Genomic DNA, 13,011 nt, shown 5'->3' on the forward strand with positions numbered 1-13,011 from the left:
CGGCTAGCCCCCGACCTCTCACACCACCGTACGTACCGTTCGGTATACGGCGGTTCATGAAATATTCCGTAAGGAGTTGTATCTGTCCAATACACTCTTTAATCCATTGGATTCCCAATATTGGTTATTCAATGCACGTTGCAGTATTGGACTCCCTGCAATTCGCCAATATCCTTTCCGAGTATTTCCCCACTCATAAGCTATATCCTTAGGCACGCCTAAGGATATAAGCCTTTTGACTTTGGTTCTCGGGTTCTTCCATTGCTTCCAGAGACACATTCGCAATCTCCTTCGAATCCACATATCCATCGCTTTAAAGGCACTTGGCGTATCCGCCAGCGAGAAATATCCGTGCCATCCCATCAAGTATCGATTGAGCTCCTGGATTCGTTCTTCCATTCGCATCGCTTTCTTCCGGGACGTTATCTCCCGAATTCGAGCCTTCGCTTTCTGCAAGGACTGTTTTGCTATCCTCACCTTGGGCTCTTTATCACTCTAAAACTAAACCCAAGAAATTTCCGTCTCCATGGGCGGTCCACCGCACTCTTCGCTTGGTTCACCTTTAGTTTTAGTCTTGTCTCAATGAATCTGGTGACGGATGCCTTCACTCGCTCTCCTGCTCTTGGTGTTTTCACATAGATGTTACAGTCGTCCGCATAACGGACGAAGCGGTGTCCGCGTTTCTCGAGTTCCTTGTCGAGCTCGTCCAAAACGATGTTAGATAACAACGGACTGAGTGGACCACCTTGCGGTGTCCCTTCTGTTGTCGGATTTACTAAACCGTTCTCCATCACACCTGACTGAAGATATTTACGAATCAGCAGGAGAACTTTCTTGTCCTTCACTTTAGCCGAAATCTTCATCATCAGTCGGTCATGATTGACGCGATCAAAAAATTTCTCCAAATGGTCGACTACGAATCGATATCCTTCTTTCATGAATGCTCTAGCTTTCCTTACCGCATCATGTCCTCGCCTTCTCAGACGAAATCCATAACTGTGGTCAGAAAAACTCTGGGTCGAATAATGGGGTTAGTACCTGAACGATTGCTTGTTGAATCATTCGATCTGTCACGGTTGGTATTCCTAATCGCCTAACACCTCCGCCACCGGGTTTCGGGATTTCGACTCGGCGCACGGGGCTCGGTTCATAGATTCCTTCTTCTATCGCTTGCCGCAAGGTCTGCCAGTTTTGTACGATGTGTTCTCGTAAGGATTTTACGGACATCCCATCTACGCCATGACTTCCTTTATTCGCTTCAACACGCTTTAAGGCTTGCAGAAGATTTTCCCGTGACAACAGTTGCTCCAACATTTTTTTCACCTCTCTTTACGTGATTTATACCTTCCTCTTGTGCCAGAGATGAATTCTGCCCTGCCGAAGTCCCCCAGGGGACTCACCGTCTCCTTCTTCAGTCAGGTCCTTTCGATTTTTTTCTGCTTTCATTACCCATCTGAACGCCTGGATGTACAAATACCTATTTCATGTTCAGCCCTTCCGCAGCTGTTGCAACAGCTTGCGTACTATGGCGTCTGCTGACTTCTGTGCGTTCAGCCTACTTTCACAAACAGGGTTACGAATTGACTTCGCCTACCTCACAGATCTCCCCAGGTAAGAACGCTATCTTCCTCTCCATCTATCTGCTTCATTTACTCTCGTATGCCTTTGACAGTATGGACTTTGGTTTGTTATGCAACCTCATCCAGCCTACGTTAGCCTTGTATGAAGTTCGTGTTCCTCAGACCGGAGATTTGCCTCCGGCTTCCTTCAGATTCCACCTCACGGTGGACACCCTTGCCCTTGGCTAACGGTAGGCGCTCGCCAGCCCCCGTTCGGGACTTTCACCCTAAAGATGACGCCCATGCTGGGCGTACCAAAAAAAAGAAATGCGCTAAGCGCATTTCTTTATGCCAAACTTTTAAGTTCCTCTGTAAGATTTCGAAAAGCCAACTTATCTCCTGTAGCCAGAGCCGTGTCAATCTCACGGTGCAAGATGTCGGAGCGACGCTTTCGCAGCGCTTCATCCCACACCATTTCTGCCGCAAGTCCTAGCATCACTTCATACGTAGCCTTCATTTTGTCCATTCGATACACCTCCGCTATTTAAGAGATCCTTATTGCTTCGATATTTTGATATCCATCAAGATGATTATGTTTTCGGTTTCAAAAGAGACGTCACCTACTAAATCATATTCAACATTCCTGTCTACGTTCTACATATTTACCCATTCTGATCAATACTTCCTCTATTGTTCCCATCAGCAACCCAAACGAATTCCTTCATCTGCGTATGTAATCCCCATAAGCATTTGCTTGTGCACCTCCATACTACTAAAGATGCTTAGGCACGGCTGTCTCAATCCCCCACGGTGTCATCATCACAGCGAGTCCAGCTGAAGTCTCGCCCAATCTAAGCATCCCAAGGTGCACCATCATCCGAATAACACGTTGCTCCAGAATAGAGGCAGCATTGTCATAATAAAACGGTTTAATTAGCCACCCCACACCATCCACTAATGAAGGTACTGTCACCCAATTACAAGCACTAATGCTTACCCAATACACAAGTGAAGGTAGGTTTGGTACAGCCCCTTTATATAGTCTTAACCAAAAAGAGAATATCTGCATCAACGAGTCACATTTCCCATCGATCAACACAGCTTCTCCTGTTGCTGTAAGCCTTAGTCGGAAGCCTTCTTCAGTGATCCAGCGGCGGTGGCGTACATAATCATACAGGAGCGCAAATCTTGGTGGATAATGCTCGCATGCCCTACCATAACCAAACCTCCATCCACCCTTGCTAAGAAGATCCTCAGGAATATGAAGTGCATTCATCACGCCTTGCTGATACCGCTTATACATTGCCCCTTCCTGATTCAGCTCTGGCTCATTTTCCTTAATATATCTCAGGAGCATAACCAGATCGCTTCTCAACAATTCTCCTTCACTTCGATACATAGCTGGTTCAGAGCTAACCGAAACCTTATCCTTGATATGTGCGCTCATCGTCTCACGAAAGCGCTCTTTCAAATCTTTGGGCACTTGGAATAAGTATCTGGTTTGCTGGGAGGAACCACTAAAGAGCCAGCCTCCGCTTTTGAAACGAGAAACCATCTCCCGGAAGCCTCCGGTCTTTCCTTCAGGAGCATCAAAAGAAGCCTGCCTAGCTACAGCTAACAAATCTTCTAGACTAAAGTAGCTACGTTCATCAAAAAGTAATGTATTCAGAAACCGTAGATCCTCCGGAGCACACTCCCGGATATGAGACTCCATAAAACTTCTGCTTCCAAGCATAATCAAAATACTCTGGATCAAGTCATGTTTGGAATTCTGCTTGCATTCACACCGGTAGCGTCCCGCTATGGCGGTCAGCTGTCCAATATCTGCATAAATGAGCATATCCGCCAGATTCATGTTTTATCGCCTCACCGTTTTACTACCATTATGGGAAATACAGTCCATTTTATTCCCCTTAACGCAAAAAAAATAACCCGATGCACGGGTTAACGCTGATTTTGCAGGATGTGGCGAGTACAATTATATAAAATAGGGTTCCATTCCCGCTCTTTCTTCTCCAAAATCGTTAGGGATAGATTGCCAATTCGCTCAGAATACTTACCCTTATAAAGTGCAGTATACAGTTGAGCGAGGAACCCCCCATGAGATATCACTAGTATGTTCCGATTGGGATGCTGCGCAGAAATATCCTCCATAAAAGCAAGTGCACGAGCCTGAAGCTGTTCGTCGGTTTCTTGACCCAGTGAGAGCTGACTCCATTCCTTACCCCACTTCTCTTCACGCTCAGCGGCAGTAATTCCTTCTACCTGCCCGTAGGCACGTTCCCGGATACGATGATCAGGATCTAGCAGCGGTATACTTAACTTATCAGCGATAATCTTGCCTGTCTCTGCGGCGCGGGAAAGGTTACTTGTAATACAGTAATCCCAGCGGTACGGTTCTTGTAGTAAGCGGTCAGCAAGCATCGCAGCCTGCATCCGTCCTTCATCATTTAGCGGAATATCACTTTGTCCTTGTATCTTCCCAATTGCGTTCCAGTCCGTCAATCCATGACGTATCAAGCCGATTAGCATATTGCCTCCCCTTTTCACCCAAGTATTTGTCTCTTAATGTAACATGGATGAAATAAAAAGTCTTCTTTTTATAAGTATCAGAATACAAAAAAAGCCCCTCATAAACTTACGTAAAGGGACTCCTACAACGTTCTGAACACTATTATATACTTGAAACAGCTAAGTCATACGTCCATAACCCTTTATGATCTGCGATAGCGATTCAGCCGGGTTAGCGAAAATACTGCAAAACCCACGCCAAGCATGGATAACATCATCCAATATTGAGGATGAGTAGGTCCCATATTCACTACAAGTGGTTCAATAATCCCGCCTTCAGAGCCTAAAATGGGGTAAGTGGATGTCCATTCCATAGAACCAGCAACACCAGTCTCTACAATTCCACTTTGAGCCACTGTGATATTTGCAGGTGTTCTAAACATAGTGAAGTAAAGAACACTGGACAGAAATACCGCCAGGAAGCAAGCGATCCAGAGGCTAAGCCGATGGCGAACAATGGCAGATGTTCCTGCGGATTTCCCATCCCCTGGCATCAACCAAGGACTCTCTAGATAAATCCGCTCCATAACTTTAACATTTATGACCTCTGCACGATCTTCACTAATCTCTTCCTTCAAATCTTGCATAAGCTGACTACTCTCTTGCCACAAAGACCATTCAGCAGCGCAGTAAGGACAAGTTACAATATGTCTTTCAAGTAAAATCCGCCTAGGATGTGTGGGGGGAGCGTCCCACAAGAGCGGAATACATTCTTGCGCTTCCCTGCAATTCATTCGCCTTACACCCTCTCAACCTGCTCTTCAACTTCAGGCTCATTGAAATAGGATTCGAGTTGAAGCTTCACACTACTCCTGGCACGAAACAACAATGATTTCACGGAGCTTACACTCTGATCCAAAATTTCTGCAATTTCTTGATAGTCCATTTGATCGTATTCACGCAGGATTAGAGCAGAGCGTTGTTTCTCCGGAAGATTATTAATTGCCTCACGGACTAGGTTCATCCGTTCTTTACGCAATGCAGCCTGCTCAGGTGCTACTTCTAACGGTGCAACAGGAGTATATCCACTCTCTTCTAGGGATACATTTCCAGCACGATTCTTACGAAGCTCACTTAGCACAGTATTACGAGCAATAGTGTACAACCAAGTCGAAAAGGAAGCATCTACCTCTCGAAAGGAATGCAAGCTACGGAATGCCTTGTAGAAAGTCTCCGAACAAAGGTCCTCTGCAATTAGCTCCATTTGTGAGTTTCTAAGCATATGGTATACAAATGCCAATATTTTCCGCTGATAACGACGCATTAATTCTGAATATAATTCTGTGTTTCCTTGTTTGATTTGCTGGATCAACTGGGAATCCGTCATGGTGAGATTGGCCCTCCTCGCCCTTGCACGTCTTTTCCCGTCCGGTCCGTACTTGTTATACCGGTTTGGGCTTAAAAAGTTGCGGTGTTTACTGCAAATTTTTAGTTTTTTATGAAATACACCTATGTATATTCAAACACCTTGTAATTAAGGCATGACGTATGTGATGAATATAAAAACAAAAAAGGCATACTTCTACATATAGATAAATATAGAAACGAATCTAGAAACATACCTACTCTATTGTATCATAGATTCTCATAGGATGACATTAATAGACTTCAGAGCAGTAATCTCGTCAGCAAGACATGACATTAAATTATATACGAATATCAGCTTCAATAATAAGACTTTAATCACTTTAATATGACTTTAATCTCTTTTTAATAATGTATTGACAAAATGTAAACGTATACATATAATAAAAGTACAGTATGGTTTCTCTCCACTCCTATCCAAATACTACACGGTTCCAATTTATTGTGAACTGTAGCCGCTTACTTTGTAAGCGGTCTTTTTTTGTTCTAATTCGATCCTCCCTATTCTAATGAGGATATTCCAGTCTGATTGCTTGAACGAAATTATCATGATGTGGAAACATCCCCTCCGAGGTAATCCATCTTTTCGCAGCGCTATGCTTTTTCGGATGCCATAATGAAAAAAGCCCCTCCGTATTGGAAGGGCTACTTACTACACATATACCGTATAATCATTCTCCTGCAGCAGAACTTTTGCTCGCTCCATATCATTTTCCTGCCGGAAAGAGAGGCGCATAATACCCGGCACATCTTCACGGCTCTCGATAATATGCACGTTGCTGAGGTTAATTCCTTGATCCCCCAGCTTTGTAGCAATACGACCGATAATACCCGGATGATCCGGTACATCAATATGTAGATCAAACAAAGGTGCTATCATACCTTTACGCCGTTCAGGTAACTGACTGCGGAAGCCATTCGCTTCTTGGAAGGCCTCTTCAATTCCTACACCATCTTCATTTTCCAATAAGTGAACAAAAGAAGAAACTTCCTCATTCCAATCCTTCAATAAACGAAGCATCACTGAACGATTGTTCAGCAAGATGTCACGCCAAATAATGGGATCGCTGGACGCAATCCGAGTGATATCCCGAAAGCCTCCTGCAGCCAGCGTACTGTACAAGGAATCGGTGTCATCATAGGCACGAATCTGATTCACCAGAGCAACAGCAATAATATGTGGTAAATGACTGATGGCACCTACAATCTCATCATGTCTCTCTGGATTAAGGCGTACAATCTGCGCTCTTGTAAGGTGTAGTAAAGACTCCAACGCATGATAAGCCTCGTCTGGCACTCCAGAAGGAGGCGTTAACACGTAATAGGCATTTTCAAATAGCAGTGATGTGGCTGCCTCAACACCTGAACGCTCTGATCCTGCCATTGGGTGTCCGCCGATAAAATGCACTCCAGGAATATCTAAAGAGATCGCACATTCGGCAATACTAGCTTTCGTACTTCCAACATCAGTAATAATACAGCCAGGTTTTAGGGGCAATTTGCTTAACTGCTGCAGATAATCCTCTAATATCCCTACCGGTACACACAAAAAGATGAAATCAGCATCAAGTGCGGCTTCTTCAACAGAAAGCGTGGCATGATCTACGACACCTCTGCTTATATATTTACTCGCGAATTCAGGACGGTGGGCATGTCCTACGACGGTCAGACCCTCCTTGCCTTTAAAGCAAAGGGCCAGTGAGCCTCCGATCAGACCGACACCGAATATAGCTATTTTTGTCGTCATGTTCTTTGAACTACCTGCCTTTTTTAGTCTAGACTTGCTGTTTATTACTAAGCGTGCACACCATACTCTATAAGAGTTTGTTCCAACGCAGTTATAAAAGCAGTATTCTGCTCTGCTGAGCCCACAGTAACCCGAATATAAGTCGGGTAAACCTGATGCCCCGCTCTTACAATGATTCCTTTGCGCATCAAAGCATCGAAGACCTCTGTAGCAGGCTTACGAACATCTACCATAATGAAGTTCCCGTGTGCAGGGAAGGATTCTAGGCCCAGACGTTTGAATTCACCTTGCAATTGGACAATACCCGCGCTGTTAAGACGACGGCATTCCTGCACAAATTCTTGATCATTCAAGGCAGCAAGAGCCGCGGCTTGAGCGAGACGAGAGGTATTGAAAGGCTCACGTACCTTATTGATCAACGAAATGATCTCAGGACTAGCAACACCGTAGCCGATACGCAGTGCAGCCAAACCATAAATTTTGGAGAATGTGCGAAGCACAACCAGATTCGTATAACGATTTAATAACTGGATGCCATTTGAGTAAGAAAGATCTGTTACGTACTCACAGTATGCTTCATCAAGTACAACCATTACATTTGAAGGTACAGCGTCCAGGAAAGAAATCAAAGCTTCCTCCGATACAATCGTACCTGTTGGGTTATTCGGATTACAGATCCAGATCACCTTAGTGCGGTCCGTTATACGTGCTAGCATCCCATCCAAATCATGTGTACCATTTACAAGCGGCACCTCAATCGATACAGCGCCTTCGATATCTGCGTTACTCTTATACACAGAGAAGGTCTGGTCAGCCATGATTGTCTCATCACCTGGCAAGAAGAAGGCACGAGCAATAAGTGCAATAATCTCATCAGAGCCACAGCCAAAAATAATATTGCCGCTATTCACACCAAGACGACTGGCAAGTGCTGCCGTCAACTCAACAGCCGAGCCGTCAGGATAAAGATAAAGATTCTCAAGTTCTGCTAGAATAGCTTCTTTAGCGCTCGGTGAAGCTCCATACGGGTTCTCATTAGATGCAAGCTTAATAACCTCACTTAAGCCAAGCTCCTTCTTGACTTCGTCTATAGGTTTCCCTGGTTTGTAGACAGGGAGATTAACTATATTCGGTTTTGGATTCATGAATAGTCCTCGCTCTCCATAGTTGATTACTCCACTATACACAGGTCAGATTGACACTGTTATGGTCTTTTTAATTGTGCCACAAATTCTCGAATTTGCAACAATCCCTCATTCCGCGTGGCAGGATTATCGAGCAGCGGAATGACCTCTTCTATTTTGCGAACAATGGCACTTCCTACTACAACACCATCGCAAATCTGAGCAAAGCGGGCAACCTGTTCGCCAGTTGAAATACCAAATCCAACAGCTACTGGTAAATCTGTTGCTTGACGTACAGAATCAATAAACGCTTCTACATCAGCATGAAAAGTGGATCTTTCTCCTGTCACACCTAACGAGGATACGCAATAGATAAACCCACTCGCACCTGAGACAATCTTCGCAATACGTTCGCTTGAGGTCGGTGCAACTAATGGAATGAGATTAACTCCAACTTCACCACTGCGGTGACGCATCTCCTCTGATTCCTCGATAGGAAGATCCGGGATAATAAGTCCACTAATCTCATGAGCGTTCAGTTCAGCGAAGAATGTATCAAGTCCCATTTGCAGAATAGGATTATAATAGGAAAACAAAATAAATGGCAAACTGCTTCCGGCTTGACGAGCTTTTAACGCTGTCTCCATGCAGGTACGCAGGTGAACTTCACCCCGCAGTGCCCGTGCAGACGCTCTCTGAATTACAGGGCCATCTGCAAGTGGATCGGAGTAAGGAACCCCTAACTCGAGAATATCTGCACCTGCTATTTCCAGTTCGGCGATGATGGCAAGAGTAGTCTCCAGATCAGGATCTCCAACAGTCAGAAAAGGAATTAATGCCGTCCGCTCTTCAGCTTTAAGCTTCCGGAATACCAAATCCATTCGGTTTGTAGTTTCGGTTGTCATTCGTTTCCCTTCCCTTCTGTGTACGCCATAATGGATTCTACATCTTTGTCTCCCCGACCTGAAAGACAGATGACAACAATATCATCCTTGGTAAGAGTAGGACCCATCTTCACTACATGCGCTATCGCATGTGCTGACTCAAGAGCTGGAATAATGCCTTCCGTTACACATAGCAGCTTTAGTGCATCAAGCGCCTCTGCATCTGTAATCGGAACATACTCAGCGCGTTCGATATCTTTTAGATAGGAGTGTTCAGGACCAACACCAGGATAATCCAGACCTGCGGAGATGGAGTGTGCCTCTGTTACTTGACCATGCTCATCCTGCAGTAGATAGCTCATCGAGCCTTGGAATACGCCTTGCGTTCCTTTACTCATCGTCGCCGCATGAAATGGTGTGTCAATTCCTTTGCCTGCTGCCTCAACACCAATCATACCGACATTCTCATCCTCAACGAATGGGTAGAACATGCCGATAGCATTACTACCACCACCTACAGCAGCTACGAGCAGATCCGGCAACCTTCCTTCGGCCTCCAAAATCTGGCGTCGCGTTTCATCACCAATAATCCGTTGAAAGTTACGAACCATCATCGGATAAGGATGCGGTCCTACGGCTGAACCGAGTACATAAAAGGTATCATCTACGTTGCTAACCCAGTAACGAAGCGCTTCGTTACCAGCATCTTTTAATGTGCGCGATCCGGAAGTAACGGGAATCACCTCAGCGCCAAGCAACTTCATACGGAATACATTGAGTGCCTGGCGACGAGTATCCTCTTCCCCCATAAACACCTTGCATTCCATACCTAGTAGAGCTGCAACTGTAGCAGTAGCTACACCATGCTGTCCAGCTCCGGTCTCAGCGATCACCTTGGTTTTACCCATCATTTTGGCCAGAATCCCCTGACCAATCGCATTGTTAATCTTATGTGCTCCCGTATGATTCAAATCTTCACGTTTCAAATATATTTTAGCTTCTCCCAGATGCTTGCTGAGACGTTCTGCATAGTACAGCGGGGTCTCCCGTCCGGAATACTGCTTTAATAGATAATCTATTTCTTCTTGAAAAGCCGGGTCCGCCGAATACTTCCGGTAGGCATCCTCCAGCTCAATCAATGCAGTCATCAAAGTTTCGGGCACGAAGCGGCCTCCGAATGAACCGAAACGTCCATGTTGGTCCGGTACTTGTGTCATGATTGCTTCACCCTTTCCACAAAAGCTGTCATTTTAATAATATTTTTAATGCCTTCACTCTCTACTCCACTAGATACATCTACTCCATACGGAGCATAGGTACCTATCAATTCTCCTACATTATTAGGATGAAGTCCTCCAGCCACAAACAACGGCAAACCATTTCTTACCGCCATTTCCTGATAATCAGGCAACCTCTCCCAAGCGAATGTACGCCCAGATCCGCCGCTCTGCTGAGGATCATAAGTATCTAACAAAACCGCATCAACGGAGCCTGCGTATTGTTCCAATGTATATTTGTTATCAGCGTCAGCACACTCTTTATCAGCAACAGACAATGCCTTCCATACCTGAACTTGTGGGAATTCTTGCCGAACCTTTTGACAAAAGGCTGAACTTTCCTGCCCATGTAGCTGAATGACATCTAGTGACACTACGGAGAGCAGTTCTCTCAGCTCATCCAGCTCTGGATTAACAAAAACCCCGGCAGCTTTAGGCTTTTTACTAGTCTTCCATTGTGGAAGCTCCGCAAACAGTTCGGCAGCACGCTCCAGAGTGACCCTGCGACGACTAGGTGCGAATACAAATCCGATATAATCTAGTGGTAAGTGTACCATAGATTTTAGCACTTCAACGTCCTGAAGTCCACAGATTTTTACCAATGTCTCAGCCATGCCGGACACGGTCCTTTCCATTTGGAAGCATTCCTAGCAATCCATTTACCGCATCTTCTACAATAGCTTGACGCATTAGATATTCCCCTACGAGTACCCCGTGAGCGCCAGTCGTTCTTAGGTAGTCAATATCACTTGGCCCTGCAATTCCGCTTTCACTGATCACAGGAACCCCTTGAGGTACTAGTGCTGCCAGCTCTGCCGTTGTCTCTAAGGATGTCTCAAATGTACGCAGATTACGATTATTAATGCCCAACAGTACATTAGGATGAGTTATTTTGTCTGTACTTAATACAACCGCTAGCTCATTTCGGTCATGAACTTCGATCAATATATCCATTCCAAGACCTGTAGCTATTTCTATAAAATGAGACAGTTTATCCGGTGTTAAAATAGCGACGATCAACAACACCGCATCTGCTCCAAGAATACGCGCTTCATAAATCTGTTTCTCATCGATAATAAAATCTTTGCGAAGCAGTGGCAGATTTACGGCTTCCTTCACTTGCTGCAGGTAAGCAGCGCTGCCCTGAAAATAATTCGTATCCGTCAAAACAGATAAACAATCAGCGCCTCCCGCTTCATATCCTTTTGCAATGGAAACAGGATCGAAATCTTCACGGATCAACCCTTTCGAAGGAGAAGCTTTCTTTACCTCTGCAATCAAACCCAAATCTCTGTTCTTCCCTTGGGTCAGAGCCTTACGAAAGCCTCTAGTCTGAGGTAATGCTGCTATATCACGTTCGGCTTGAGCTAGAGAAAAGCTATCACTGAGCGCCTCCACCTCTTTGATCTTTGTAGCAACAATTTTATCAAGATACATAATTAAGCTCCTCCGTCATCACAACAAGCTGTTCCAGCTTGGATAATGCCTTACCCGAATCCACTACTTCTTTAGCTTTCTCGACGCCTTCGGCCAGGGTATCTACCAAACCTGCCACATATATACACGCTCCTGCATTAGCTAACACGATATCGCGATAGGGATTAATCTCACCTTGGAACACGGAAGTAATAATTGCTGCATTCTCAACTGCATCTCCACCCAGTACGGCTTCAAGCGGATGTCTGTTAAGACCTAATCCCTCTGGAGTGATTTCATAAGTGGTCACTATACCCTCTTTTAGTTCAGACACTAATGTAGGGGCTGAGATGCTGATTTCGTCAAGTCCATCCGAACTGCTTACAACCATCGCGCGTTTGGAACCCAGCTCCTTCAGTACATTCGCCACTGTCTCCGTCTTATTCCGGTCATAAATCCCTAACAACTGACGGTCAGCTCCTGCTGGATTCGTAAGCGGGCCTAGCATATTGAAAACTGTACGTACACCGAGCTCTTTACGAGGAGCTGCAGCATGCCGCATCGAGGGATGATAAATTTGTGCGAATAAAAAACAAATTCCGATACGATCCAGACATTCCCTGGCCTGCTCAGCATTCAGATGGATGTTAACTCCTAGGGCTTCAAGTACATCTGCACTTCCCGCTCTGCCGGAAGCAGAGCGGTTGCCATGCTTTGCAACTCTTACAGAAGCCGCTGAGGAAATAATCGCTGAAGCGGTTGAAATATTAAATTTATGGATGCCGGAACCGCCAGTACCAGCGGTATCTAACAAACGTGCGCGGTCAGTGAGTACGGATGTGCCGAAACCTCTCATGGCTTCCGCAAAACCCGTAATCTCCTCCACGGTCTCTCCCTTAATCCGTAAAGCAGTCAGCAGTGAACCGATTTGCGCATGTGAAGCATCTCCAAGCATTATAGCACCCATTATATTCCGTGCTTCAGTACGTGTCAGATTCTTGCCTTCGATCAGTCCGGCGATTCCTGATTGTATCAATTTCGTTGCATCCATAATATTCTTCCTCCCAG

13 protein-coding genes and 1 pseudogene are annotated in these 13,011 nt (G+C 45.2%); 1 reads left to right on the top strand and 13 read right to left on the bottom strand.

Going from position 1 to position 13,011, the window contains the following annotated elements:
- Positions 1 to 54 precede the first annotated feature (54 nt).
- Positions 55 to 1,314: pseudogene (gene ltrA, locus MHH52_RS19725) on the bottom strand (group II intron reverse transcriptase/maturase).
- Between the two features lie 170 nt (positions 1,315 to 1,484).
- On the opposite strand from ltrA, the gene MHH52_RS19730 reads away from it, so the two are divergent.
- Positions 1,485 to 1,808 carry a hypothetical protein gene (locus MHH52_RS19730; protein WP_340004138.1) on the top strand — a complete coding sequence of 108 codons (324 nt, stop codon included), beginning with the start codon at positions 1,485 to 1,487 and terminating at the stop codon, positions 1,806 to 1,808.
- 97 nt (positions 1,809 to 1,905) lie between these two features.
- On the opposite strand, the gene MHH52_RS19735 is transcribed toward MHH52_RS19730, so the two are convergent.
- The 12 genes from MHH52_RS19735 to trpD all read right to left on the bottom strand — a co-directional run bounded on the left by MHH52_RS19735 (position 1,906) and on the right by trpD (position 12,994).
- On the bottom strand, positions 1,906 to 2,085 hold the full coding sequence (locus MHH52_RS19735) for an IDEAL domain-containing protein (protein WP_042129535.1): 180 nt from the start codon (positions 2,083 to 2,085) through the stop codon (positions 1,906 to 1,908).
- 246 nt (positions 2,086 to 2,331) lie between these two features.
- On the bottom strand, positions 2,332 to 3,414 hold the full coding sequence (locus MHH52_RS19740; protein WP_340004139.1) for a hypothetical protein: 1,083 nt from the start codon (positions 3,412 to 3,414) through the stop codon (positions 2,332 to 2,334).
- Positions 3,415 to 3,503: 89 nt separating this feature from the next.
- On the bottom strand, positions 3,504 to 4,091 hold the full coding sequence (locus MHH52_RS19745; RefSeq protein WP_313639726.1) for a histidine phosphatase family protein: 588 nt from the start codon (positions 4,089 to 4,091) through the stop codon (positions 3,504 to 3,506).
- Between the two features lie 182 nt (positions 4,092 to 4,273).
- On the bottom strand, positions 4,274 to 4,864 hold the full coding sequence (locus tag MHH52_RS19750; protein WP_340004140.1) for a hypothetical protein: 591 nt from the start codon (positions 4,862 to 4,864) through the stop codon (positions 4,274 to 4,276).
- 5 nt (positions 4,865 to 4,869) lie between these two features.
- Entirely contained in the window at positions 4,870 to 5,457 is a 588-nt protein-coding gene (locus MHH52_RS19755; protein WP_313639728.1) for a sigma-70 family RNA polymerase sigma factor, read from the bottom strand.
- Between the two features lie 690 nt (positions 5,458 to 6,147).
- On the bottom strand, positions 6,148 to 7,242 hold the full coding sequence (locus tag MHH52_RS19760; protein WP_340004141.1) for a prephenate dehydrogenase: 1,095 nt from the start codon (positions 7,240 to 7,242) through the stop codon (positions 6,148 to 6,150).
- A gap of 47 nt (positions 7,243 to 7,289) precedes the next feature.
- Positions 7,290 to 8,387, bottom strand: a complete 1,098-nt coding sequence (gene hisC, locus MHH52_RS19765) for a histidinol-phosphate transaminase (RefSeq protein ID WP_340004142.1) — start codon at positions 8,385 to 8,387, stop codon at positions 7,290 to 7,292.
- 59 nt (positions 8,388 to 8,446) lie between these two features.
- The gene (gene trpA, locus MHH52_RS19770) at positions 8,447 to 9,271 is read right to left on the bottom strand and encodes a tryptophan synthase subunit alpha (RefSeq protein WP_340004143.1); all 825 of its coding nucleotides are present in this window, start codon (positions 9,269 to 9,271) and stop codon (positions 8,447 to 8,449) included.
- The gene (trpB, locus tag MHH52_RS19775) at positions 9,268 to 10,467 is read right to left on the bottom strand and encodes a tryptophan synthase subunit beta (protein ID WP_340004144.1); all 1,200 of its coding nucleotides are present in this window, start codon (positions 10,465 to 10,467) and stop codon (positions 9,268 to 9,270) included. The genes trpA and trpB overlap by 4 nt, the downstream gene beginning before the upstream one ends.
- A complete protein-coding gene (locus MHH52_RS19780; RefSeq protein WP_340009744.1) occupies positions 10,464 to 11,141 on the bottom strand; it encodes a phosphoribosylanthranilate isomerase in 678 nt (225 codons plus the stop codon). The genes trpB and MHH52_RS19780 overlap by 4 nt, the downstream gene beginning before the upstream one ends.
- Complete coding sequence (gene trpC / locus MHH52_RS19785; RefSeq protein WP_340004145.1) at positions 11,134 to 11,964, bottom strand: indole-3-glycerol phosphate synthase TrpC; 831 nt, start codon at positions 11,962 to 11,964, stop codon at positions 11,134 to 11,136. The genes MHH52_RS19780 and trpC overlap by 8 nt, the downstream gene beginning before the upstream one ends.
- Positions 11,954 to 12,994 (bottom strand): anthranilate phosphoribosyltransferase, encoded by a 1,041-nt coding sequence (gene trpD / locus MHH52_RS19790; RefSeq protein WP_340004146.1) that lies wholly within the window; start codon positions 12,992 to 12,994, stop codon positions 11,954 to 11,956. The genes trpC and trpD overlap by 11 nt, the downstream gene beginning before the upstream one ends.
- Positions 12,995 to 13,011: the final 17 nt, after the last annotated feature.

Origin of the sequence: Paenibacillus sp. FSL K6-0276 (assembly GCF_037977235.1) — a bacterium.
Classification (GTDB): Bacteria; Bacillota; Bacilli; order Paenibacillales; family Paenibacillaceae; genus Paenibacillus_AQ.